This is a genomic window from Oceanicola sp. 22II-s10i, assembly GCF_002210105.1.
Lineage (GTDB): Bacteria > Pseudomonadota > Alphaproteobacteria > Rhodobacterales > Rhodobacteraceae > Pseudooceanicola.
The window spans coordinates 103,475-125,752 of record NZ_AQQU01000007.1; the positions used below are offsets into that span (position 1 = coordinate 103,475).

Sequence of the window (22,278 nt, forward strand, 5' to 3'; positions counted from 1 at the left end):
TGAAACAGACCGCCGAGTCCATGCGGACCCGTCGGAAGCCCGGCTTATGCGCGGGATCGGGTGGCAAGTCAAGGGCATCCTCGGCCCACGTCAGGTGCTGCCGCTCACAGCTCCTGCGTGTCCATCTGATCCGCCACCGCAAGGCCGAGCGCGTGGTAGATATCGTCGTACATCCGCTCGAACCCAAGGAACAGCGCGCGGTTCAGACGCTGGCCCTCGTCGGTCCCGGACAGCTTGATGTATTCCCGAAGCTCCTCGTCCGACAGCGGATCGTAGGCCGCCAGCAGGAAAGCGCGCAGCCAGTTCGAGGTGTCGGCGCGCGTCATCTCTTCCTGCGACCAGACATGGGTGACCATGTCCTCTTCGGTCATCTCCAGCGCCCCGCCCTCGGCCATGCCCAGGTAGAAGTGATAGTTGGAGTTCAGCGCGCCCATGACGTTGAATTCGATCAGGTCGTTGACGGCGATATAGTCGTCGATGAGACCGATGCGGCCGGTGTCCGGCGTCGCCGTGGCGGCCCTGCGCCGCGCCTCCTCCTCGACCGCCGGGTCGAGGAATTCCTTACGCATCTCCAGCTCGGCCGTCACGATCCTCCGTCCAAGCGGGGATTCGAAGAAGTCCACCAGATCGTCCACCGGTGCCTCGCCGAGCGCTTCGGCAAAAGACAGACGCATCGCCTGTTCCATCCGGTCCCGGTCATAGATGCGCCGCGACAGTGCCGCCCAGGCCTCGCCCGGCGGGAAGGACAGGTAATCGTAGGCCAGCGCCTCGGTCTGGCCCAGCCCCTCGTCCTGCATCACCCCGATCAGGTCGCCGAGCCCGAGCGCCGACCACAGCCGGTCGAAATCGCCCCCCGCCCGAAGTGGCGCCGCCGCGAGCAGCAGCACCGCGAGGCCGAGTGCGACGGCACGATGCGCCGTGCGGATCATCAGAGCTCCTGTCCCGGATCGAGTCCGTTCATACGGTGCGCCAGCGCCTCGTAGCGGTTGGCCATGATCTCGAACTGCACGGCGTTCATCAGCTCATAGACCTCCTGCATCAGCGGCGCTTCCAGCGCCACGGCATAGGCTTCGAGGTCCGCGTTGCTGAAATCGCGGTAGGTGTAGGCCGAGCCGCGCATCCCGCTCTGGCGGATCATCTCCAGCGCTTCCTCGCGCTGTTCCGCCTGGATCGCGCGCATACCCTCCTCGTCGGTCTTGAGCGTGACGATCCCGGCGGCCGCCGCGGCCATGAGGAACCTGATCTGGACCTCGTTCGCGGCATCCAGCGAGGATTCGGTGGACCCGATCGCGCGCATCATGCGGTCAATGATCGCCACCCGTTCGGGATCGGACTGCATCATTTCCGCCATCAGCGCCTCGCCCTCGCCCTGGCGGTCGTCGCGCGCTTCCATGTGCGACCTGTTCTCGGCCTCGACCAGCCGCTGGCCCAGGTCGGACGCATAGAAATCCGCCGCCTCGGCCAGAGCCTCGTCGCTCAGCGCGTTCTGCAGGATGTCGACGCCCATCTCCTGCATCTTTGCGACGTCGAACACCTCGGACGCGAGACGGGTCCAGCTGGCCCCGAAATCGCGGGCGTTCACGCCGAGCATCGCGGGGGCATCCTCGGCGGTCAGCTTTATGCTTTCCAGCGCGACGTCAAAGCCGGTCACGGTCAGGAAGGCGCGGACACGATCCCGGTCGGCGGCCTGCGCCAGAGTGGCGGAGAACAGCAGTGTCAGTATCAGCGGCAGGGCGGCGAAAGCCGGTCGCAGGTGGCGCATGTCAGAGGGTCCTCCGGTGCGGCGCGTTGTATCCCGGAATCTAGACCTTCGCGGCGATCATGCAATGCAATTCCCCCCTTGCGGGCGCCGATCTTTGCCACTAAACGGACGTCCCAGACCCCCGCGGAGAGGTGCCGGAGCGGTCGAACGGGGCGGTCTCGAAAACCGTTGTGGGTGCAAGCCCACCCAGGGTTCGAATCCCTGTCTCTCCGCCACTTTCACCCTTGCGGGTGATGGCAACATCCTGAAATCATTCAGTTTTCGTGTAGCCCGGCCGCGGTCGCGGCTCGCTATTACCGTTCGTCGCCGTTGTGTCCGTTGCGGGCCGGCGTTCAGCTTCAGGACCAGTGGGGCCGCGACGAGACCCACTGCCGCTGGACGGCCCATACCCCGGCGAGCCTTCGCGCACGGTTTGGTGAGACGGCAAGCGAGGCGCTTTATGCAGCGCCGCCGCCTCCCGACTGCCCGGTCCGACCGCCAGATCGCCCAGCAGGGCCCGCGCCGGCAATAAGAGGCCGGGCGTGACCTGAGCCTTGCCAACCGCCGCGTCGGATCAGTGGCTCGGCGCTCTGGCGAAGGCCGGACTGCCGGACTGAAGTCAGCCTCCGCGCCAGGGCCCGGACGATCCGACCTTCCCCGGAGACCGGACCGGTTATCGGACTCTGCCCCCGGCCACTGTGCCGCAGCCGACGCAGATCCCGGACACCGGTTCCGCCGCCATTGTCAGACCGCGCGAACACGGGCATCACGGCACTGCCAACCGAAGGAGCCCCGCATGATCCGCCTGATCCCAGTCGCCCTCACTGTCGCAGCACTGCTAGCGGGATGCGGCCAAGTTGGCGGCAGCCAGACCACCGTCAGCGGGGCCGGACCGGACGACATGCTGAAGCTGCGGGGCGGGCCCGGACTGGGCTACCGCGTGATCCTCGGCCTGCCCGACGGCACCCGTCTGACCCGGCATGACTGCGTGACCGAGGTCGGCCAGCTCTGGTGCCGCGTCTCGCTCGCAGATGCACCCGGCGTAACGGGCTATGTCTCGGCGGATTACCTGACCGGGCAGTGAATGCGCTGCCCGCCGTGGCGAACCATCAGGCGGTGCGTTCGAGAACGTAGCCGTAGCTGTCGCTGAACCCCAGCCACGGGTGCGTGTTGATCCGGTGCGACAGGCACGGGATCGTCCAGAAGTCGCGGATCTCGTATCCGGCATTGCGGATTTCGGCCTCGAACCGTCCGCGGTGCCGCATCTGGTAGGGGACCCGCTTTTTCCCGGTCAACTGCAGCGTGACGAGGTCGTCATTCTCGCGCGTGGCGACCTTGTTCAGGATCGCGAAGCGCGGCGGTTCGGCCAGCCGGTCGATCAGGCCCTGAAACGAGACCTCGATATACTGCATCAGCCCCGAGGCCAGCAGGACATCGACCGGCCCCGCATCGGCAGGTGCCTCGACATAGTTGATCCGGTCGGAAACGATCCCGTCGGCCTGCGCCTTGCGCCCCGCACGCAGCAGCGCGGGCAGGTCCCAGACCGTCCAGTCGACCTTGGTCAGGTCCAGATAGGGCCCGAAGGCATGGTGCTTGGTGCCGATGTGCCCGCCTGCGTCCAGAAGCGACAGATGCCCCTCCTGCCGGATCAGCCGGTCGAGCCAGAACACGACCGGGTAATCCCACGACAGCATCTTGAGCATGTTGTCGAGCGCGACCTCGACCATGTCGTCGCTGTCGTATCCGCTCTTTTCCTCGGGCGGCAAGCTGGCCTTCGCCAGCTCGAGCGTCGGAAACGCGCCGGAAAGTTCCGGCTCACGGTCTATGACGGCCCGCAGCCGCGTTGCCGCACCGAGTGCATAATACGCACCTGTCTTCAGAACGTCCCGAGCCACCATGTCCCACCCCACAAAATGTCAGGGGCATGCCGCAACGAACCTGCGCCATGCCGATAAACCTGGAATCTGAGTATTTGGCGACCTCCGTCCTCGCAATTAACGTTTCGGAAACAACCTGTTTTCACCGGGTTCCAAGAAACACTTCCCGGCCCTTCAGGCATTTGTTTCGCCCCAGGACCCTGCCGGTAAACTTGTTGTGTCTCATAACCTTATGAGGCGCATCTAACCCGCCCGGAACACACCCGCGGATTATCGCCGATCGGGCCGCGCAACCGCAGGATGACCAATTCATGCCCGGAATCACTTCTAACGTTCCTCAAAACACCAACCGAGGAAGAGAACCGAGCAATGACCAACCAGACCCGGATCCACGAGCACGATACAGACCGCCTGTTCATCGGGGCGCTGCAGCGCGACCCGGCCATTGCCGCCGCGTTCCGGCTGGCGCTCGGCGAGATGCCCTGCCCCGTCCGCGACGTACGCGCGCAGATCCGGCACGAGACGGGTCCGGGCACCATCGACATCGACATCGTATATGACGACGGGCTGAGGCTGATGATCGAGAACAAGGTCGACGCCGAATACGGACCGGCCCGGCGCAGGGCCACGAGCGCCATGCGGTATCGCCGCTCGGCGCAGGCCTGCCGGGACACCGGCACCGATGCGCGCTGCGTGCTGCTGGCACCGGGCCGTTACCTCGCCGCCGCGCGGGACGCGCGCGGGTTCGACGCCTGCATCTCCTACGAGCATTTCGCGCCCCTGATGTCCGGTGCCTGCCGCAACCTGCTGGACGCGGCCATCGAACAGGCCGAAACGCCCTTTTCCGCCGACGAGGCGCTGGCAACCTGCGCCTTCTTCCATGACTATCGCCGCTATGTCGAAGACCAGTTCCCCATGCTGGTCCTGAAACCCGATCCCAAGAAAAGCGAGATCCGGCCCGACGGCGCCTACACCCTGCATTTCGACGCCCGCCGGACGCTGGTCCGCCACGACGGGCTGCCGGATCCGGGGATGTCCCTGCAATGCCGCGACGGGTCGGCCCCGAAGGCTTCGGTCCGGATCACCCTGCGTGGCTGGGGCCGCTTCGCCACGGTCTTCGAACCCTCGCCCACGATGGAAAAGATCGGCGCCTACCTGCGTCCGGCCAGCCAGTCGCTGGGGATCACGATCGACACGCCGCGCCTCGACACGCAGCGTCCCTTCGCCGACCAGGTCCCCGAAGCGGTGGCCGGGCTCGAAGCGGCGCGGAACCTGCGCGCATGGTGGCTGGACAGCCGGTCCACGATCCAGAGCTGGGCCGATACGCTCGAGGGTGCCTGACAAGGCGCCCCACCTCCCCTGTCGCCCGACAGACTTCTGCAAAATCCGGGCCCGCCCCCGCGCAACCGCGATCTATGGTTGATCCCCGCGCCGTTTCGCGCTGTTAAGGGGGCGACGCCCCAACCGGGCGACAGGTTACTGGGAGGAAACCTCATGACGAAATCTCTATCCGGCCTCGACGTGGGCACCTATCTGGGGGAAGCGGGCAAACTGGCCTGGGTCGTCGACGACCTCGCCCCCGGCACGAAATCGCGCCCCGTGAACAAGGTCGGCATCATCGGCGCGGGCACCATGGGCGGCGGCATCGCGATGAACTTCCTGACCGCCGAGATCCCCGTGGTCATCGTCGAGACGAAGCAGGAAGCGCTCGACCGCGGCACCAAGGTGATGCGCGGTAACTACCAGCGCTCCGCCGATCGCGGCCGCTTTCCGCAGGAAGAGGTCGACATCCGTATGGACCGCCTGTCGCCGACGCTCGACATGTCCGACCTCGCCGACTGCGACCTGATCATCGAGGCGGTGTTCGAGAACATGGACGTGAAGAAAGAGGTCTTCACCAAGCTCGACGCGATCTGCAAACCGGGCGCGATCCTCGCCACCAACTCCTCCGGCCTCGACATCGACGAGATTGCGGGCGTCACCAAGCGGCCGGAGGACGTGATCGGCCTGCACTTCTTCTCGCCCGCGAACGTGATGAAACTGCTCGAGGTGGTCCGCGCCGACGAGACGGCGGACGACGTGGTCCAGACCTCGATGGACATCGCGCAGAAGATCCAGAAGGTCGCGGTCATGGCGGGGGTCACCCCCGGCTTCGTCGGCAACCGCATCCTGCGCCAACGCCAGATGCAGGCGAACAAGCTGCTCTACCAGGGTGTGATGCCCTGGGACATCGACGCGGCGATCAACCACTTCGGCTTCAAGATGGGCCCCTACCAGATGTCCGACCTCGCCGGTCTCGACATCGGCTGGTCCAAGGGCGCGACCACCCAGAACCCGATCCGCGACGCGCTCTGCGAACTCGACCGCCGCGGCCAGAAGACGGGCGCGGGCTATTACGACTATGACGCGGAGCGGAACCGCACGCCCTCGCCGGTGACCGAAAAGGTCATCCGCGACGTCACCGGTGCCCAGCCCTCGACCATGACCCGCGACGAGATCATCGAGACCTGCATCTTCCCGATGATCAACGAGAGCGTGAAGCTTCTGGAAGAGAACAAGGCGCAGCGCCCCTCGGACATCGACGTGATCTGGGTCAACGGCTACAACTGGCCCCAGGACAAGGGCGGCCCGATGTTCTACGGCGACGTCGTCGGCGCACAGGCGGTGCTCGACCGGATGGAAAAGGTCGGCGCCGAAGATCCGTCGATGGCCCCCGCCGAAACGCTCCGCAAGCTGGCGGCGGATGGCGGCAAGTTCCTCGACCTCGACCTCGGCGGGCTCAAGACCAAGGGCACCGAGGCGCGCAAGGCGGGCTGAGGTCGCGCACATTGATTGATCGGCCCGGCATTCAGCCGGGCCGATCAAGCCTCCGGCGGGAGTTTATCGGGCCAGATGAAGCTTGGGATCGTTCCCTCGTTCATCTGGCCCGATAAACTCCGGGGGGACAGGGGGCAGAGCCCCCGCAGCCCGGTCTCCACGGGCGTGGACATCACAGAGACAGAGAGCAGGACCACCACAACATGACCGATCCCGCACGCACCCCCGTCATCATCGGCGTCGGACAGATCAACGATCGCCCCGAGGACCCGGCTGACGGGCTCGACAGCCTCGGCCTGATGGAGGCGGCGCTGCGGCTCGCGGACGAGGATGCGGGCGGCGGCTGGCTGACCGGGCTCGATGCGCTTTCGACCGTCGACCAGATCTCCTGCCCGGAACTCGGGGACATCCCCCCTGCCCTCGCCGCGCGGCTCGGGGCCTCGCCCGCGATCCTCGAGACCACGGACATGCCGCACGGCGACAGTCCGATCACCCTGATGAACCTCGCGGCGAACCGGATCGGGCGGGGCGAGATCACCACGGCCGCCATCGTCGGGGCCGAGGCACTGCGGACGGCAGCGAAGCGCCCTGCCAAGGGCGATGCGCGGCCGGGCGACCTGCTGCGCGCCAATCCCAAGCGCAAGGTACATCCCTACCGCCGCGCCTTCGGCCTGATGGCGCCGACGGACATGTATCCGCTTTACGAGAACGCCACCCGCCATGCATTGGGCATGACATTGGCCGACGGTCAGGCAGAAAGCGGCGCCATCTGGTCGCGCATGGCCGCCGTCGCCGCCGACACCCCGTCGGCCTGGCTCCGCAAGGGGGCCAGCGCGGAGGAAATCGTCACCCCCTCGGCGGCCAACCGGCCGATCGCCTTTCCCTACACAAAGCTGATGGTCGCCAATGCCAGCGTGAACCAGGGCGCCGGCTTCATCGTCACCTCGCTGGCCGAGGCACGGCGGCGCGGCATCCCGGACGAACGGCTGGTCTGGATTGGCCAGGGTGCGGGCGCTCAGGAGCCCTATGACATCCTCGACCGGGCGGACTACACGCAGTCCGTGTCGATGGAGACCGCCCTGACCAAGACGCTGGAATTCAACGCGATCACCGCCGCGGACCTCGCGCATGTGGAGCTCTATTCCTGCTTCCCGGTGGTGCCGAAGCTGGCCCGCAGGACGCTCGGCTGGCCGGTGGACAAGCCCGTGACGGTCTTCGGCGGCCTGACCTTCGGCGGCGCACCGGTGGCGAACTACATGTCCCACGCGGTGGCCTGCATGGTCGAGAAACTGCGCGGGACGGCGGACAAGGGTCTGCTCTACGCCAACGGCGGGATCGTCACCACGAACCACGCCATCGTCATCTCGGGCGCGCCGCTGGACGTCAGCTTTCCGCAGGACGACGACGTTCAGCCCGAGGCCGACGCGAAACGCGGTCCGGCACCGGGGCTGGACGAGGATTACGAAGGCGCCGTCACGGTCGAAAGCTGGACCGTCCATTACGGTCGGGACGCGGCGCCGATCCGTGGTGTCGTCGTGGCGCGCACGCCGGACGGCAAGCGCACGCTGGCCGAGGTTCCGGCCACGGACACCGCGCTGATCGGCAGGCTGACGGACGGGTCCACCGACCCGATCGGTCAGGCCGGGCGGATCGCGGTCGAGGCCGGCAGCCGCCGCTTCACGCTCTGAGCCATCACTCCGGCGCGCGGTAGGCGGGAAAACCCGCCGCCCGCTCTGCCGCGAGGATCGCGCCGAGCTGCGCCTCCAGCCCCGGCGCGCCGGCCGGGAACACGCCGTCCAGCGCCGCCGTCCCGATGGTGAAGCCCCAGGCCCCCGCCGTGCAGAGCGCGGCGATCTGCGCCGGGCTGTCGACCGACCCCGCCACGACCACCGGCTTGTCCGTCACCCCGGCCACGCGGGCGATCAGGGTTTCCACGTCGCCCCGGAACCGCCAGGCCAGCAGGTCCAGCCCGTCGACACCGCTGAGCGCCGCCAGCCGGGCGGCCGAGGCCACGATATCGTCCGCCGGGCCGTGCAGCACGCTGGGGATCCCCTCGACCCGCCCCGGAAACGGCATGTATTTCAGGCCCGATCCCGCCACGCGCGGCGCGACCAGCGCGGCCCGCGTGCCGCCCAGCAGGACGTCCACCCCGATCCTCAGCGCCGCTTCGGCGCTGGCGACCTCGCTGTCGCGGTCCTCGGAAACGACCTCCAGATAGCAGGTCGCCCCCGCCGCCTTGATGCGGTCGCGCAACGCCCGCAGGCGGCCTTCGGGCATGCCGACGTCCTTGAAGCCGATGTGCCGGACCCCGCAGGCGATGGCCGTCTCCAGGTGCACCTCGGCATCCGCGACGGTGTTGTCGTTTCGGGTCAGCATGAAGATGAAGGTCATCAGCGCGTTCCCTCTTCCCGCACAGCACCCCGCGCCGCGGCCAGCACCCGCGCCATGCGCAGCGCGGTCTCCATGCTTTCGGCGCTGGCGATGCCCTGCCCCGCGATGTCGAAGGCGGTGCCGTGGTCGGGCGAGGTCCGCACGAAGGACAGTCCCAGAGTGACGTTCACGCCCTTGTCGAGCCCGAGATACTTCACCGGGATCAGCCCCTGATCGTGATACTGCGCGACCACCACGTCGAACTTGCCCGCCCGTGCGGCCATAAAGACCGTGTCGCCGGGCCACGGCCCGCTGGCGTCGATGCCCTCGGCGCGGGCGGCGGCGATGCCGGGGGCGATGATCTCGATCTCCTCGCGTCCGAACAGCCCGCCCTCGCCCGCGTGCGGGTTCAGCCCGGCGACCGCGACACGGGGCCGTGCGATGCCGAAGGCGCGGCAGCCCTCGTCCGCCAGCCGGATCGCCGCCATCTGCGCGTCGAAATCCGCGTCCTCGATCGCCTGCCGGAGGCTGACGTGGATCGTGACCAGCACGGTCCGGATCTCGTCATTGGCCAGCATCATGGCGACCCTATCCGCGCCGCCGTGATGGGCCAGCATCTCGGTATGGCCGGGGAACTTGATGCCCGCCGCCGACAGCGCCTCCTTGTGGATCGGCGCGGTCACGATGCCAGCCACGCGGCCAGCCTTGGCCAGTTCGATCGCCATGAGGATCGCATCCGCCGCCGCCTGACCGGCCGGGGCGCTCACCGCGCCGTAGTCCGGCGCATCTCGCTGGACCCCCGCCTCGATCAGCCGGATGTGCCTGTCGGAGACGGCCGCGTCCTCCGGTCCCGACACCACCTGCAGGTCATGATCCGGGGCCACCAGGGACACCGCACGGGCCACCGCCGACCGCTGTCCGAGGATCACCGCGTCGGGCTGGCCAAGCACCGCCCGGACGGCGATTTCCGGCCCGATTCCGGCCGGGTCCCCCATCGTGATCGCAAATGGCACCACCATATCCGGCCCCTCGGCTGCTTCCCGCCCACAATAGGCGCGGATCACACCGCGTTAAAGCCGTCTCTGCACGGTGACTTACACAACCGGCGGTTTTGTTCCGGCCACTGCCAAAAATATTCCCGTGAGTTTCCAGGAACTACCGTCCCGAACCCGACGTTCTTGGACCATAACCGGGACAGCCCCGCGCTGTCGCCACGACAGACACAGGAGACGATCCAATGAAACATCTGCTGCTGACGACCGCCCTCGTCGCCGCGTCCGCAACCGGCGCTTTCGCGCAGGAAGCCACGACGTCGACCGAGGCTCAGGCCCAGACCGAAGCAACGACCCCGTTCTTCTCGGAATCCGCTGCAACCCAGATCAACGCGTCCGACTTCATCGGCATGCGTGTCTACGCATCGGAGGCCGGCTTTGACGGCGACTCCGTCGAAGGCGCGTCCGACGACTGGGAAGACATTGGCGAGATCAACGACGTGATCCTCAGCCGCGAAGGCAACGTGGAGGCCGTCCTGGTCGACATCGGTGGCTTCCTCGGCATTGGCGAGCGTCAGGTCGCCGTCGACATGGACGAAGTGAAATTCGTGTCCGACAGCTCGACCGCAGACGCCGAGAACGACTTCTTCCTCGTGCTGACCGCAGACCGCGCGACGCTGGAAGGCGCGCCGGAATACGGTGCCGACGCCGAGATGGAGCAGTCCGCCGAAGCCGCAGCCGAGTCGACCGAGAACGCGATGGAAGAAACGGCTGACGCCGCAGAAGCCACCGCCGACGAAGCCGGCGAAGAGCTGGAGCAGGCCGCAGACGCGACCGAGAACGCAGCCGAGGAAGCCGGTGAAGAAATCCAGCAGGAAACTGCTGAAGCCGGCCAAGCCATGGAAAACGCTGCTGACGAAGTGAAGCAGGAAACGGCTGACGCTGCCGAAGCCGTCGAGGAAACCGCAGACGAAGCGGCCACCGAGACTGCCGAAGCCGTCGAGGAAGCCGGTGACGAAGTTCAGCAGGAAACCGCTGAAGCCACCGACACCGAAGTGACGCCGAATGCCGAAGCCGAAGCCACCGCAACGGCAGACGCATCGTCGGACACCGCGACTGAAGAAGAGTCGACCGACATGGCCGCTTCTGACGAAGCTGCTCCGGCCGAGGAAGAATCGACCGACATGGCGGCAACCGAAGAGACCGCTCCGGCCGCTGATGGTTCGACCGACATGGCCGCTTCGGACACTGAAGCCATGCCCGCCGAAGAAGGTGCGACCAACTCGCGTGAAGGCTACGCAACGGCTGCCGCTGACGTTCTGACGACGGAAACCCTGACGGGCGCCCGCGTCTACGACAAGAACGACAAGTGGATCGGCGAGATCTCCGAACTGCTCGTCGATGATGGCGGCCAGATCACCGATGCGATCGTCGACGTGGGCGGCTTCCTGGGTCTTGGCGAGAAGCCGGTTGCCCTGCAGCTGACCGACCTCGAGATCCTGCAGGAGAGCGAAGGCGACGACATCCGTGTCTACACCGCCATGGCCGAAGAAGAGCTGGAAGCAATGCCGGAGTTCGAGAAGGAGTAATTCCTCTCACCGGCTGATCCCAGCGGATCAACGATCGGGCCCGTCGCGCAAGCGGCGGGTCCTTTCGTGTCGCAACGTCGCACCGCCGCGATGGAACGATCCCTTGGCGGGCCGCGTTGCATAGATGGTCACACAGGGGCACGGGATGAACTTCCAGACAGCCGAAATCGCAGCTTCTCCCTCCGCATCGAAATCCGACGCGATCTGCGTCATCGTCAATCCCGGTTCCGGCCGCCGCGCGGGCGAGCTGTCCCTGGACGAGATGGAAGAGCGCCTGACCGCCCTGCCCCGACGCGTCACGATCCGTCACGCGGGCAGCGGCAGCGATATCACGCGGCTGGCGCAACAGGCATTGGACGAAGGGTATGGCACCATCGTCGCCGCCGGTGGCGACGGCACGATCTGCGCCGTCGCCTCGGTCATCATCGGCAAACCCGTCACGTTCGGCGTCATCCCCATGGGCACCTTCAACTTCTTTGCCCGCGGCCTCGGCATCCCCGAAGAGGTGGAAGGCGCGGTCCGCAACCTCGCCACCGGCACCCCAACCCCCGTCACGGTGGGCGAGGTCAACGGCGCGCTGTTCCTCAACAACGCCAGCCTCGGCGCCTATCCCGCCATCCTCGACCAGCGCGAAGGCATTTACAAACGCTGGGGCCGGTCGCGCATGGCGGCCTATTATTCAGTGCTCACCGCCCTCATCAACTTCCGCCATCCGCTGCGGATGCGGATCATCGTCGATGGCCGCGAACTGCGCCGCAAATCGCCGCTCGCCTTCGTCGCGATGAGCGCGTTTCAACTCGACATATACCAACTGGACGGGGCCGACGCGGTGCGGAACGGCGAATTCGCCCTCTATGTCGCGCCGGATGCCGGACGCTTGGGGCTGTTGAAACAGGCGGTCCTGCTGGCCTGGCGGCGGATGCGGCCCGGTCGGGACGTGGAACTGGTCACCGGCAAGGAAATCATCATCGACACCAACCGCAAGAAGCGGCTGGTCGCACGCGACGGCGAGAAGGAGACGATGTCCGACCCGTTCCGATTCACCGTCCGTTCCGACGAACTTCACGTTCTTGCTCCCACGAAAGACCACTCACCGGCCTCATGACCCGACTGCTTCACCTGTCCGACCTGCATTTCGGCCGCGACCGGCCGGAACTTCTCGAACCGCTGCTGGACGCCGTGAACCGGCTGTCGCCCGACCTCGTCGCCATTTCCGGCGATCTGACGCAACGGGCGCGCGATCATCAATTCACCGAAGCGCGGGAGTTCATCGACCGGATCGAGGCGCCGGTCCTGACCGTGCCCGGCAATCACGACATCCCCATTCACCGCCCGTTCACGCGCCTCTTCGACCCTTTCGGCCCCTACCGCCGCGGGATCGGTCGCGATGCCGCCGGCCCGGTGGAGCTGCCGGGCATGCTGGTGATCGGCCTGAACACCGTGGACCCGCGCCGCTGGCAGCGCGGACGGATCCGCCAGCGTGAGATCCGCCGCGCCTGCGCCGCCGCCACCGCCGCCGATCCCGACGACCTTGTCGTCCTCGTGGCGCATCACCCGTTCGAACAGCGCGCCAATACCGACAAGCGCCTGATGCGCGGCGCGTTCGAGGCGGTCGGACGGCTGGCCGACTGCGGCTGTGACGTGGTGCTGTCGGGCCACCTGCACCTGTGGCTGACCGAGCCGTTCCTGACCCGGCCCGGCGGACAGTCGATGCTGCAGGTTCACGCGGGCACCGGCCTGTCCACCCGCGCGCGGGGCGAGCCGAACGATTTCGCCTGCATCGAGCGTCAGGGTGATGTGCTGCGGATCGAACGCTGGATCGCGGGTGACGACGTCACGGCAGGCTTCACCTGCGCGACCGTCCGTCACTTCCGCCGGGGCGTCGAGGGCTGGCGCAGCGCCGACGGTCAGGGTCCCGTTCCGCGCGGCCCGCTGTCGCCCGACCCGCCGCATGGCCTGCTTGCTGCGCGTCGCGCCTGATTATCCACAGCTTCTTAGGACTTTCGCGCAAAAATGCCGTGAAACTGCCGCGCATCCGGGCCAGTGTGGCCCTGTGTCCCGGTCAGAGTGACCACCGGACACAGGGGGCATTTACGCCATGACGTTTGACGACAAGACCTTTCGCACGACCATAGCTGCGCGCCATACGCGATTGTTCGAACTGCTGGAAAGCGGTCAGATCAGCGCCAATCGTTTGCATGAAGAGGCCGCCTTGCCCGACATCGACCGGTCGGGCGCGGAATTCCTGCGCGATGCGGCGGCCTCGATCTCTCCGGATCGAAAACCGCACTGGTGGCGCTAATCCGTCAGCCGCGGAACCCCGTGGCGACGACGAATTTCTCCGAACTGTCCGAGCGTGAGGCCGGCGGCTTGACGTTCGCGACCTTGTCGAACCGCTGCTTCAGGATCTTCTGAAGCTCGCCCTCGGTGCCGCCAGCCAGCACCTTGGCCACGAATGTGCCGCCCTCTTCCAGCACCTCGAAGGCGAACTGCGCCGCCGTTTCGCACAGCGCGATGATCCGCAGGTGATCGGTCTGCTTGTGGCCGGACGAGGCCGCCGCCATGTCGCTCATGACCACGTCGGCCTTGCCGCCGAGCCATTCCTTGACCTGCTCGTCCGCATCATCGGCCATGAAGTCGAGCTGATGGATCTCGGCCCCCGGTATCGGATCGACCTCCTGCAGATCGACGCCGATGATCCGACCGATCCGCTTGCCCGATTTCTCGCCAAGCGCATTGATCCGCGGCACGGCCACCTGGATCCAGCCGCCGGGCGCACAGCCCAGATCGACGACCCGCGCGCCGGGCACGAGAAAGCGGAACTTGTCGTCCAGTTCCATGATCTTGAACGCCGCGCGCCCGCGATAGCCCTCGGCCCGCGCGCGCTGGACATAAGGATCGTTCAACTGCCGCTGCAGCCACCGGGTGGAGGACAGCTTGCGCCCGCGCGCGGTCTTGACCTTGACGGTCAGGTCGCGTTGCCCCCGCCCCGAGGTGTTCTTGCCGGTCGGTTTCTTCGCCACGGTATCCGTCCTTCGCCTGCGCGCCGCGCCGTTTCACTCCCTGCCTTACCGCAGGAACGCCCCCGCCGGAAGCCCGCGCCGCGGCCCGGCCCCCACGGAAGCCGTAGCGGCAACCCTTTCCGCCCTGCCGGAGCGCGCCTGCGGCGAAACACGCAAGGTGTTTGCGCAAACGTCCCGCCAGCCCCCTTTCGCTCCGGCAATCAGCCGCTTACAAGCCGCCGTGACAGTGAAAACCGGCCAAGGGACACCCCCATGAGCACCATCATCGACATCCACGCCCGCGAAATCCTCGACAGCCGCGGCAACCCGACCGTCGAGGTCGACGTCCTGCTCGAGGACGGCACCATCGGCCGCGCGGCCGTGCCCTCGGGCGCCTCGACCGGCGCCTACGAGGCGGTCGAGAAGCGCGACGGCGACAAGAGCCGCTACATGGGCAAGGGCGTGCTGGAGGCCGTGGCCTCGGTCAACGGCGAGATCGCCGAGACCATCGTCGGCTTCGACGCGACCGAACAGGTCGCCATCGACATGGCGATGATCGAGCTCGACGGCACCGACAACAAGGCGCGCCTCGGCGCGAACGCCATCCTCGGCGTGTCGCTGGCCGTGGCCAAGGCGGCGGCGGATTTCACCGCCCAGCCTCTCTACCGCTATGTCGGCGGCACCTCGGCCCGTATGTTGCCGGTCCCGATGATGAACATCATCAACGGCGGCGAGCATGCCGACAACCCGATCGACATCCAGGAATTCATGATCATGCCCGTCGCCGCGGAGAACATCCGCGACGCCGTCCGCATGGGCTCCGAAGTGTTCCACACGCTGAAGAAGGAAATCGCGGGCGCGGGCATGTCCACCGGCCTCGGCGACGAGGGCGGCTTCGCGCCCGAGCTTGCATCGACCCGCGACGCGCTCGACTTCATCCTGAAGGCCATCGAGAAGGCGGGCTACAAGCCGGGCGAGGACATCTACCTCGCGCTCGACTGCGCCTCGACCGAATACTTCAAGGGCGGCAAGTACGAGATGAAGGGTGAAGGCCTCTCGCTCACCTCGGCCGAGAATGTCGACTACCTCAAGAAGCTCTGCGAAGCCTATCCGATCATCTCGATCGAGGACGGCTGCGCCGAGGACGACTGGGAAGGCTGGAAACTGCTGACCGACGCGCTCGGCGGCACGGTTCAGCTGGTTGGCGACGACCTCTTCGTGACCAACCCGGCACGTCTGGCCGAGGGCATCAAGAAGGGCGTCGCGAACTCGATGCTGGTGAAGGTGAACCAGATCGGCTCGCTCACCGAAACCCTGCGCGCCGTCGATATGGCGCACCGCGCGCGCTACACCAACGTGATGAGCCACCGCTCGGGCGAAACCGAGGACGCGACCATCGCCGACCTCGCCGTCGCCACGAACTGCGGGCAGATCAAGACCGGCTCGCTCGCCCGTTCGGACCGGCTGGCCAAGTACAACCAGCTGATCCGGATCGAAGAGATGCTGGGCGAAACCGCCGAATACGCGGGCGCGTCGATCCTCAAGGGCTGAGGCGTCAACGGGCGTAGGCCCGGTACATTAAATGACATAAGATCGGGCCATGAGGAGGCATCCCATGGCCCGTTTCCGTTACATCGTGCATGACGTCCCCGCCGCCGTCGCCTTCTATGCCGAGATGCTTGGCTTCACCGTCGAGCAGCAGTTCGGCCCGGCCATGGCGATCCTGACCCGCGACGACGTGACCCTGTGGCTCGCAGGGCCACCCGCCTCGGCGTCACGCCCCATGCCGGACGGCGCGCAGCCGGAGCCGGGCGGGTGGAACCGCATCGTGCTGACCTTCGATGATCTGGAAACAACCGTGGCGGAGTTGCGTGCGAAAGGTGTGACCTTCCGCAATGACATCCTCGCCGGACCGGGCGGCCGACAGATCCTCTGTGAGGATCCGTGTGGCAATGTAGTGGAATTGTTCGAACCGGCCTGACGGCTCAGCCCCTTTCGGACCACGCCGAAGACCGGCACGAGAAAACCCCGCCGAGCAGCTCGACGGGGTTTCTTCTGTCCGGAACCGGACCGCCTGGGCTTATGCCGGGCAAGGCGCCTGGTAGTAGGTGCCGTCGCCGCGCGCGTAGGCACACTGGCGGGTCTGCGTGTTCTGAGCGACCATCGTCCCCGCTGCGGCACCGCCGAGCGCGGCGATCAGACGCCAGTTGTTGTTGGCGTTCAGCGCCTCGGCCGCGATCAGGCCTGCAGCCGCACCACCGGCAACGCCAGCAACGGTCCGGGCATCCTGGTTGGACCCGTAGGTCGTGCCGCAGGCTGCCAGAAGGCTGGCCGTCAGGCCGAGGGCGGGAATGAATCGCTGTTTCATATGTCTCTCCTGTTCCGCGAAGTTCGCTTCATGTGCGCGATTAACGCCCCGACCCGGATCCGGTTCCATGATTGCCCGGATTGCTTTGGCGGGTTCCCGCCGACAGGGTGTTCGCGACCGGAACCTGACCGCATGTCATGACCTGGGCATGACACCGCGCCTGACCTGAAAGGAAAACGCCATGACCGCAGCAGAGATCATTGCGACACTCGGATTGAGCCCGCATCCCGAAGGCGGCCACTACCGACAGACGTGGATTGCCCCGGCCCGGGAAGGGCACCGCCCCGCCGGGACCGCGATCTATTTCCTGCTGGCCGCCGAAGAGGTCAGCCACTGGCACCGCGTCGATGCGACCGAGATCTGGCACTTCCACGCCGGGGCGCCGCTGATCCTGTCGCTGTCCGAAACAGATACCGGTCCGGCCACGGATCATCGCCTCGGCCCTGACCTGTCGAACGGGGACCGGCCCCAGATCATCGTGCCCGCCCATCACTGGCAGGCCGCCCGCAGCACCGGCGACTGGACGCTGGTCGGCTGCACCGTATCACCCGCCTTTGACTTCGCGGGGTTCGAACTGGCCCCGCCCGGCTTCGACATTCCGCACGGATGAGCGGGCATGACAGGTCATTTCATTTGCCGCACAGCACGCCTCTGCTAGGTTTTCCGGCAGTCATTCACCGCAAAGGACCTTATCGTGAAGACCCTCATCGCCTCGACCCTGATTTCTGCCGCCCTCGCCGCACCGCTGGCCGCACAGGACGACCCCGCGCCGACCCCCGGCATGATGCAGCAGGTCATGCTGTCGGAGGAGCTGATCGCCCTCGGCATGGAACGGAATGACCCGGTGCTGATGCTGGCCGCCCTGCGGCTGCGCGCCTCGCTCGACGACACCACCTTTGCCCCGGGCGCCGAATTCACCGACAAGGACACGCTGGTCGAAGCCGCACGCGCCGCCGCCGCCGGACAGGAGGGCCTGCTGACCATGATCGAGGATGCGGCGACAGAGAAGAGCCGCCTTTACTGCTACCCGTCGTGGGGCCGCACGATCTGCTACTGATCCGGGAAAATCTGAAACTCTTTTCGCGCCGGTCCGTGTCTGGTTGAGACCGGGCCGCGCATCCCTTCGGTCCGGCACTGCCCCGCGCCGATTTGAGCTCTCTCACAAATCGGCGCGGGGACTTTTCACGCTACCCCGTGGGCGCGCATGTAATCGACCAGCTGCACGGTCGAGCCGTCCTTGCCATCTGTCGCGGCCTCGCCCTTCAGCACCGGGTCGAGGGCCAGCGCCAGTTCCTTGCCAAGTTCCACCCCCCACTGGTCGAACGAGTTGATCCCCAGGATCACCCCCTCGACAAAGACCCGGTGTTCGTAGAGCGCCACGATCATCCCCAGCGTCTCGGGCGTCAGTTTCGGATAGGCGATGGTGACGCTCGGGCGGTTTCCCGGAAACACCCGGTGCGCCGCCTGACGCTCCAGCTCGTCCCCTTCCAGCCCCTTGGCCTCCATAAGCGCCCGTGCTTCGTCCATCGAACGGCCGCGCAGCAGCGCCTCGGACTGGGCGAGGCAGTTGGCCACCAGCAGTCGGTGCATATGGGCCAGGTCGGGCTCGTGCCCCTCGGCACCGATCAGGAATTCGCAGGGCACCACCTGCGTGCCCTGATGCAACAGCTGGTAGAAGGCGTGCTGACCATTGGTCCCCGGCTCGCCCCAGACCACCGGACCGGCGGGGCCGTCCAGCGGCGTTCCGTCCATCGCCACGCTCTTGCCGTTGCTCTCCATCTCGAGTTGCTGGAGATAGGCGGGCAGCCGCGCCAGGCGCTGTTCATAGGGCAGCACGGCACGGGTCGGATGCCCCATCACCTGATTGTGCCAGATGCCGACAAGCGCCAGCAGCACCGGCAGGTTTTCGGCGAAAGGCGTCTCGCGGAAATGGCGGTCCATCGTCTGCCCGCCCTTCAGGAACGCGCGGAAGTTCTCAGGCCCCACGGCCAGCATCACCGACAGCCCGATCGGGCCCCAGACCGAATAGCGCCCGCCGACCCAGTCCTCGAAGCCGAAGACACGCGCCGCGTCGATCCCCCATTCCGCCGTGGCATCGAGGTTCGAGGACAAAGCGGCAAACTGGTCGCCGGGCTTTTTCACGCCGCCCTTCATCCAGTCCCAGACGGTCTTGGCGTTGGTCATCGTCTCGATGGTGGTGAATGTCTTGGACGCCACGATCACCAGCGTCGTCCCGGGGTTCAGGCCCCTGAGCACGTCGTGGACCTGCGCACCGTCCACGTTCGAGACGAAGTGACAGCGCGGCCCGTCGCAGTAGGGCGCAAGCGCCTTTTCGGCCATGACCGGCCCGAGGTCCGAGCCGCCGATGCCGATGTTCACCACATCGGTGATCGCCCCGCCCTGCCCCGTGAACGCACCGCCGCGCACGGCGTCGGCAAAGGCCGCCATCCGCTCCAGCGTGTCCAGAACGTCGGGCATCACGTCCTCGCCGTCCACGCGCACCGGGTCGCCGTCAAGGTTCCGCAGGGCCGTATGCAGCACCGCGCGGCCCTCGGTCTCGTTGATTTTCTCGCCACGGAACATCGCGTCCCGCCGTGCCGCGACCTCCGCGGACTCGGCCAATGCGAGCAACGCCGACAGCGCCTCGGCGTCGATGTTGGTCTTGGAGAAGTCGAACAGGATGCCGTCCATCTCGGCCGAAAAATCCTCGGCCCGTCCGGGATTTTCGAACAGGTCGAGGATCTTCCGTCCCCGCGCCGCCCGGCCCGCACGCATCACCCCGTCCCACATCGGCAAATTCCTTTCGTTCTTATCATCTGAAAGCAATATGGCCGATCATTCGGCCCAGTGCACCGTCATGCCGTCCAGCACCGCCGAAACCGGCGCATCCTCGGGGTACCTGTCCTGCGCCCGCAACAGCGCCTCGCGCTTTTCCGCGCCGAAGATCACCAGATGCTTGCTGAGCGCCCCGTTCAGGACCCGCGCACTCAACGTCACCCGCGCTTCCGGCGCACCCGGCGCGCGGATCGCGACGACCTCCGGCGCATCCGCCGCGAGCGCAGCGCTCAGCCCCTCGGCCCCCGGAAACAGCGAGGCGGTGTGCATGTCCGTGCCCATGCCAAGCACCAACACGTCGATCGGCAGATGCGGCTTCAGCCCGTCGCAGAGCCGTTCGATTGCGCTTTCCGGCTCGCCCGCGTCCAGCCTGAGCGGCAGCAGCGTGGCCGCCGCCGAGCGGCCCGTCAGCAGGCGTTCCTTCAGCAGCCGCGTGTTCGACCGGTCCGACGTGTCCGCGACCCAGCGTTCGTCGGTCAGCACCACGTCGACCCGGTCCCAGTCCAGCCGCACCGCCGACAGCGCGTCGAATATCGGCCCCGGCGTCGTGCCGCCCGGCACGGCGAATGTCACCCGGTCCTCGTTCCGCAGCGCGGTGCCCAGTTCGCTGGCCAGCCTGTCGGCCAGATCCAGCGCCAGCATGTCGCGGTCGGGGTATTCTTCGAAATTCATGCGCGGATGTCCCTCCACCGCCGTCCGTCCCGGTGCATCAGCGCCAGGGCCTCTTCCGGTCCGCTCGATCCCGTCTCGTAGGGCTCGGGCTCGTCGCCGCGCGCTTCCCATCCCGCGATGATCGGATCGGTCCAGGCCCATGCGGCCTCGACCTCGTCACCGCGCATGAACAGCGTCTGGTTGCCCCGGATGACATCCATGATGAGCCGCTCGTAAGCATCCGGCACGTCCTCGGCATCGGGCCCGAGCGCGTCGGCGAACGTCATGTCCAAGGGCACGTCAACCAGGCGCATCCCGCCCGGCCCCGGTTCCTTGATCGTGACGCCCAGATCCATCCCCTCGTTCGGCTGCAGCCGGATCGTCAGGATGTTCCGGTGCCGCCCGGCCTCGGCGCCGAAGATCGAATGCGGCGTCTCCTTGAAGACCACCGCGATCTCGCTCACTTTCGCCCGCAGCCGCTTGCCCGTCCGCAGGTAGAACGGCGTGCCCGCCCATCTCCAGTTCGAGATATGCAGCTTGAGCGCCACGAAGCTCTCGGTCGTGCTGGCCTTGTTCTCGACCTGCGTCCGGTAATCCGCCTTGCCGTCTTCAGCCTCATACTGCCCGCGCACCACGTCCTCGGGCTTCACCTCGTCCAGCGCGCGGATGACCTTGAGCTTTTCGTCCCGCACCGCGTCGGGATCGAACTTGGCCGGCGGCTCCATCGCGATCAGGCACAAGAGCTGCATCATGTGGTTCTGCAACATGTCCCGCATCGCGCCGGACTTGTCGTAATACTCGCCCCGCCCGCCGACGCCGACCGTCTCGGCCACGGTGATCTGGATGTGGTCGACGTATTGCGCATTCCACAGCGGCTCGAACAGCATGTTGCCGAAACGGACGGCCATGAGGTTCTGCACCGTCTCCTTCCCGAGGTAGTGGTCGATCCGGTAGATCTGGCCTTCGTCGAAATGCTCCGCGAGTGTCGCGTTCAGTTTCCGCGCGCTTTCCTCGTCCCGGCCGAACGGTTTCTCGACCACGATCCGCGTGCCCTCGCCCGCCATGCCGTGCTGGTGCAGCCGTTCGGCCAGCGCGCCGAACAGGCTCGGCCCGACCGAGAAATAGAACGCCTGAACCGCCCGCTTGTCCTTGAGCCGCGCCGCCAGTTCCGCCCAGCCCCCGTGGCCGGTCGCATCCAGCGTGACATAGCCGACCTGCTCCAGAAAACCGTCCAGCTGCGTCGCGGCCTCGCCCTGCGGCGGATCGAATTCCATCACCGCATCGCGCACGAAGTCGCGGTATGCGGCATCGTCCATCTCGCTGCGGGCTGCCCCGACAATGCGCGACGTCTCACCCATCTGGCCGGCCACGTAACGGCGGAACAGGGCCGGCAGGATCTTGCGACGGGCCAGATCGCCGGTGCCGCCGAAGATGACCAGATCAAAGGGATCGACCGGAATGACTCGGGAAACCATCGCAGCGCTCCGTTATCCTGCCCACACGTCAATGTTAGCGCTCGCATCGCACACCGCCGACCCTATTGCCAGAGGCGAATGCAGACGCAGCATCGCAGCCAACATCGGTTCTGTCCATCATCTGCACCGCAGAGCATATTCCGGCGGGGACCGGCGGCAAGCGTGCAGGCTACTTTGCGGGAAAGCAGATCGCTTCGGCCTTGTTGCCGTCCGGGTCCTTGATGAAGGCGCCAAAGTAGCCCGTCATCGCCGCCTGCCGGGGCCCCGGCGCGCCGTCGCTGGCCCCGCCGCCCGACACCGCCGCTTCATGGAACGCGCGCACCGCCGCCTCGTCCCGTGCCCGCATGCAAATGTGAACGCCCGTATCCGCAGCCACAGGGGCCATGCCGGGCCGGTGGTTCAGCCAGAACTCCGGGTATGCCTTGCCGAAGCCCACGGTTTTATCCCGCTCGACCAGCAACTTGTACCCCAGCGGAGCCAGAACGGCGGACCAGAACGCCGCCCCTGCCTCAAGGTCGCTCACCGCGATGGATACGTGGTCGATCATGTCCGTCCGTCCCT

The 22,278-nt window shown here is 66.8% G+C and carries 23 protein-coding genes and 1 tRNA gene; 13 read left to right on the top strand and 11 right to left on the bottom strand.

Features of this window, described 5'->3' with window-relative positions:
- Positions 1-104: 104 nt before the first annotated feature.
- Entirely contained in the window at positions 105-929 is an 825-nt protein-coding gene (locus ATO6_RS17305) for a DUF2059 domain-containing protein (RefSeq protein WP_088625289.1), read from the bottom strand.
- A complete protein-coding gene (locus ATO6_RS17310; protein WP_088625290.1) occupies positions 929-1,762 on the bottom strand; it encodes a DUF2059 domain-containing protein in 834 nt (277 codons plus the stop codon). Before ATO6_RS17310 ends, ATO6_RS17305 begins: the two co-directional genes overlap by 1 nt.
- A 125-nt stretch (positions 1,763-1,887) precedes the next feature.
- On the opposite strand from ATO6_RS17310, the gene ATO6_RS17315 reads away from it, so the two are divergent.
- Positions 1,888-1,977 (top strand) — tRNA-Ser (locus ATO6_RS17315).
- A gap of 560 nt (positions 1,978-2,537) precedes the next feature.
- On the top strand, positions 2,538-2,825 hold the full coding sequence (locus ATO6_RS17320; protein ID WP_088625291.1) for an SH3 domain-containing protein: 288 nt from the start codon (positions 2,538-2,540) through the stop codon (positions 2,823-2,825).
- A 25-nt stretch (positions 2,826-2,850) separates the two neighbouring features.
- Here ATO6_RS17320 and ATO6_RS17325 read toward each other — a convergent pair whose 3' ends face one another.
- Positions 2,851-3,639 carry a methyltransferase, TIGR04325 family gene (locus ATO6_RS17325; protein WP_088625292.1) on the bottom strand — a complete coding sequence of 263 codons (789 nt, stop codon included), beginning with the start codon at positions 3,637-3,639 and terminating at the stop codon, positions 2,851-2,853.
- A gap of 348 nt (positions 3,640-3,987) precedes the next feature.
- Between ATO6_RS17325 and ATO6_RS17330 the strand changes: the two genes are divergently transcribed.
- The 3 genes from ATO6_RS17330 (at position 3,988) to ATO6_RS17340 (ending at position 8,123) form a co-directional block, all read left to right on the top strand.
- On the top strand, positions 3,988-4,959 hold the full coding sequence (locus tag ATO6_RS17330; protein ID WP_088625293.1) for a hypothetical protein: 972 nt from the start codon (positions 3,988-3,990) through the stop codon (positions 4,957-4,959).
- Between the two features lie 153 nt (positions 4,960-5,112).
- Positions 5,113-6,435: a 3-hydroxyacyl-CoA dehydrogenase gene (locus ATO6_RS17335; RefSeq protein ID WP_088625294.1), complete on the top strand. Its 1,323-nt coding sequence runs from the start codon at positions 5,113-5,115 to the stop codon at positions 6,433-6,435.
- Between the two features lie 203 nt (positions 6,436-6,638).
- Positions 6,639-8,123 (top strand): acetyl-CoA acetyltransferase, encoded by a 1,485-nt coding sequence (locus tag ATO6_RS17340; protein ID WP_088625295.1) that lies wholly within the window; start codon positions 6,639-6,641, stop codon positions 8,121-8,123.
- 4 nt (positions 8,124-8,127) lie between these two features.
- Here ATO6_RS17340 and ATO6_RS17345 read toward each other — a convergent pair whose 3' ends face one another.
- Together ATO6_RS17345 and pdxA are read right to left on the bottom strand one after the other, a co-directional pair.
- Positions 8,128-8,826 carry a 4-hydroxythreonine-4-phosphate dehydrogenase gene (locus ATO6_RS17345; protein WP_088625296.1) on the bottom strand — a complete coding sequence of 233 codons (699 nt, stop codon included), beginning with the start codon at positions 8,824-8,826 and terminating at the stop codon, positions 8,128-8,130.
- Positions 8,826-9,824 carry a 4-hydroxythreonine-4-phosphate dehydrogenase PdxA gene (gene pdxA / locus ATO6_RS17350; protein WP_254919192.1) on the bottom strand — a complete coding sequence of 333 codons (999 nt, stop codon included), beginning with the start codon at positions 9,822-9,824 and terminating at the stop codon, positions 8,826-8,828. Before pdxA ends, ATO6_RS17345 begins: the two co-directional genes overlap by 1 nt.
- A 218-nt stretch (positions 9,825-10,042) precedes the next feature.
- On the opposite strand from pdxA, the gene ATO6_RS24870 reads away from it, so the two are divergent.
- The 4 genes from ATO6_RS24870 (at position 10,043) to ATO6_RS17370 (ending at position 13,688) form a co-directional block, all read left to right on the top strand.
- Positions 10,043-11,386, top strand: a complete 1,344-nt coding sequence (locus ATO6_RS24870) for a PRC-barrel domain-containing protein (RefSeq protein ID WP_141102031.1) — start codon at positions 10,043-10,045, stop codon at positions 11,384-11,386.
- Between the two features lie 145 nt (positions 11,387-11,531).
- Positions 11,532-12,491, top strand: a complete 960-nt coding sequence (locus tag ATO6_RS17360; RefSeq protein WP_176440977.1) for a diacylglycerol kinase family protein — start codon at positions 11,532-11,534, stop codon at positions 12,489-12,491.
- Complete coding sequence (locus ATO6_RS17365; RefSeq protein ID WP_088625298.1) at positions 12,488-13,366, top strand: metallophosphoesterase; 879 nt, start codon at positions 12,488-12,490, stop codon at positions 13,364-13,366. The genes ATO6_RS17360 and ATO6_RS17365 overlap by 4 nt, the downstream gene beginning before the upstream one ends.
- A 118-nt stretch (positions 13,367-13,484) precedes the next feature.
- Positions 13,485-13,688: a hypothetical protein gene (locus ATO6_RS17370; protein WP_088625299.1), complete on the top strand. Its 204-nt coding sequence runs from the start codon at positions 13,485-13,487 to the stop codon at positions 13,686-13,688.
- A 4-nt stretch (positions 13,689-13,692) separates the two neighbouring features.
- Here ATO6_RS17370 and ATO6_RS17375 read toward each other — a convergent pair whose 3' ends face one another.
- Entirely contained in the window at positions 13,693-14,409 is a 717-nt protein-coding gene (locus tag ATO6_RS17375; protein WP_088625300.1) for an RlmE family RNA methyltransferase, read from the bottom strand.
- Positions 14,410-14,661: 252 nt separating this feature from the next.
- Between ATO6_RS17375 and eno the strand changes: the two genes are divergently transcribed.
- Both eno and ATO6_RS17385 read left to right on the top strand, forming a co-directional pair.
- Complete coding sequence (gene eno, locus ATO6_RS17380; RefSeq protein ID WP_088625301.1) at positions 14,662-15,939, top strand: phosphopyruvate hydratase; 1,278 nt, start codon at positions 14,662-14,664, stop codon at positions 15,937-15,939.
- A 64-nt stretch (positions 15,940-16,003) separates the two neighbouring features.
- A complete protein-coding gene (locus ATO6_RS17385; RefSeq protein ID WP_088625302.1) occupies positions 16,004-16,369 on the top strand; it encodes a VOC family protein in 366 nt (121 codons plus the stop codon).
- Between the two features lie 99 nt (positions 16,370-16,468).
- On the opposite strand, the gene ATO6_RS17390 is transcribed toward ATO6_RS17385, so the two are convergent.
- Positions 16,469-16,756, bottom strand: coding sequence for a glycine zipper 2TM domain-containing protein (locus ATO6_RS17390; protein ID WP_088625303.1), 288 nt, complete (start codon positions 16,754-16,756; stop codon positions 16,469-16,471).
- Positions 16,757-16,937: 181 nt separating this feature from the next.
- On the opposite strand from ATO6_RS17390, the gene ATO6_RS17395 reads away from it, so the two are divergent.
- Together ATO6_RS17395 and ATO6_RS17400 are read left to right on the top strand one after the other, a co-directional pair.
- Complete coding sequence (locus tag ATO6_RS17395) at positions 16,938-17,366, top strand: cupin domain-containing protein (protein ID WP_088625304.1); 429 nt, start codon at positions 16,938-16,940, stop codon at positions 17,364-17,366.
- Between the two features lie 84 nt (positions 17,367-17,450).
- Positions 17,451-17,813 (top strand): hypothetical protein, encoded by a 363-nt coding sequence (locus ATO6_RS17400; RefSeq protein WP_088625305.1) that lies wholly within the window; start codon positions 17,451-17,453, stop codon positions 17,811-17,813.
- Between the two features lie 125 nt (positions 17,814-17,938).
- Here the strand turns inward: ATO6_RS17400 and pgi are convergent, their stop codons facing one another.
- The 4 genes from pgi to ATO6_RS17420 all read right to left on the bottom strand — a co-directional run bounded on the left by pgi (position 17,939) and on the right by ATO6_RS17420 (position 22,264).
- A complete protein-coding gene (gene pgi / locus ATO6_RS17405) occupies positions 17,939-19,552 on the bottom strand; it encodes a glucose-6-phosphate isomerase (protein WP_254919193.1) in 1,614 nt (537 codons plus the stop codon).
- A gap of 39 nt (positions 19,553-19,591) precedes the next feature.
- Positions 19,592-20,263: a 6-phosphogluconolactonase gene (gene pgl / locus ATO6_RS17410; RefSeq protein ID WP_088625307.1), complete on the bottom strand. Its 672-nt coding sequence runs from the start codon at positions 20,261-20,263 to the stop codon at positions 19,592-19,594.
- Positions 20,260-21,717 (bottom strand): glucose-6-phosphate dehydrogenase, encoded by a 1,458-nt coding sequence (zwf, locus tag ATO6_RS17415; protein ID WP_088625308.1) that lies wholly within the window; start codon positions 21,715-21,717, stop codon positions 20,260-20,262. Before zwf ends, pgl begins: the two co-directional genes overlap by 4 nt.
- A gap of 169 nt (positions 21,718-21,886) precedes the next feature.
- On the bottom strand, positions 21,887-22,264 hold the full coding sequence (locus tag ATO6_RS17420) for a VOC family protein (RefSeq protein ID WP_088625309.1): 378 nt from the start codon (positions 22,262-22,264) through the stop codon (positions 21,887-21,889).
- Positions 22,265-22,278 lie beyond the last annotated feature (14 nt).

What these genes read in the sequence shown, in the direction of transcription:
- ATO6_RS17370 (WP_088625299.1), top strand. Translation starts at nt 13,485, where the DNA reads ATGACGTTTGACGACAAGACCTTTCGCACGACCATAGCTGCGCGCCAT.
- ATO6_RS17340 (WP_088625295.1), top strand. Translation starts at nt 6,639, where the DNA reads ATGACCGATCCCGCACGCACCCCCGTCATCATCGGCGTCGGACAGATC.
- ATO6_RS17330 (WP_088625293.1), top strand. Translation starts at nt 3,988, where the DNA reads ATGACCAACCAGACCCGGATCCACGAGCACGATACAGACCGCCTGTTC.
- ATO6_RS17305 (WP_088625289.1), bottom strand. Translation starts at nt 929, where the DNA reads ATGATCCGCACGGCGCATCGTGCCGTCGCACTCGGCCTCGCGGTGCTG.
- ATO6_RS17320 (WP_088625291.1), top strand. Translation starts at nt 2,538, where the DNA reads ATGATCCGCCTGATCCCAGTCGCCCTCACTGTCGCAGCACTGCTAGCG.
- ATO6_RS17360 (WP_176440977.1), top strand. Translation starts at nt 11,532, where the DNA reads ATGAACTTCCAGACAGCCGAAATCGCAGCTTCTCCCTCCGCATCGAAA.
- eno (WP_088625301.1), top strand. Translation starts at nt 14,662, where the DNA reads ATGAGCACCATCATCGACATCCACGCCCGCGAAATCCTCGACAGCCGC.
- ATO6_RS17325 (WP_088625292.1), bottom strand. Translation starts at nt 3,639, where the DNA reads ATGGTGGCTCGGGACGTTCTGAAGACAGGTGCGTATTATGCACTCGGT.
- ATO6_RS17395 (WP_088625304.1), top strand. Translation starts at nt 16,938, where the DNA reads ATGACCGCAGCAGAGATCATTGCGACACTCGGATTGAGCCCGCATCCC.
- ATO6_RS17310 (WP_088625290.1), bottom strand. Translation starts at nt 1,762, where the DNA reads ATGCGCCACCTGCGACCGGCTTTCGCCGCCCTGCCGCTGATACTGACA.
- ATO6_RS17390 (WP_088625303.1), bottom strand. Translation starts at nt 16,756, where the DNA reads ATGAAACAGCGATTCATTCCCGCCCTCGGCCTGACGGCCAGCCTTCTG.
- pgl (WP_088625307.1), bottom strand. Translation starts at nt 20,263, where the DNA reads ATGAATTTCGAAGAATACCCCGACCGCGACATGCTGGCGCTGGATCTG.
- ATO6_RS17365 (WP_088625298.1), top strand. Translation starts at nt 12,488, where the DNA reads ATGACCCGACTGCTTCACCTGTCCGACCTGCATTTCGGCCGCGACCGG.
- ATO6_RS17420 (WP_088625309.1), bottom strand. Translation starts at nt 22,264, where the DNA reads ATGATCGACCACGTATCCATCGCGGTGAGCGACCTTGAGGCAGGGGCG.
- zwf (WP_088625308.1), bottom strand. Translation starts at nt 21,717, where the DNA reads ATGGTTTCCCGAGTCATTCCGGTCGATCCCTTTGATCTGGTCATCTTC.
- ATO6_RS24870 (WP_141102031.1), top strand. Translation starts at nt 10,043, where the DNA reads ATGAAACATCTGCTGCTGACGACCGCCCTCGTCGCCGCGTCCGCAACC.
- ATO6_RS17335 (WP_088625294.1), top strand. Translation starts at nt 5,113, where the DNA reads ATGACGAAATCTCTATCCGGCCTCGACGTGGGCACCTATCTGGGGGAA.
- ATO6_RS17345 (WP_088625296.1), bottom strand. Translation starts at nt 8,826, where the DNA reads ATGACCTTCATCTTCATGCTGACCCGAAACGACAACACCGTCGCGGAT.
- pdxA (WP_254919192.1), bottom strand. Translation starts at nt 9,824, where the DNA reads ATGGTGGTGCCATTTGCGATCACGATGGGGGACCCGGCCGGAATCGGG.
- ATO6_RS17385 (WP_088625302.1), top strand. Translation starts at nt 16,004, where the DNA reads ATGGCCCGTTTCCGTTACATCGTGCATGACGTCCCCGCCGCCGTCGCC.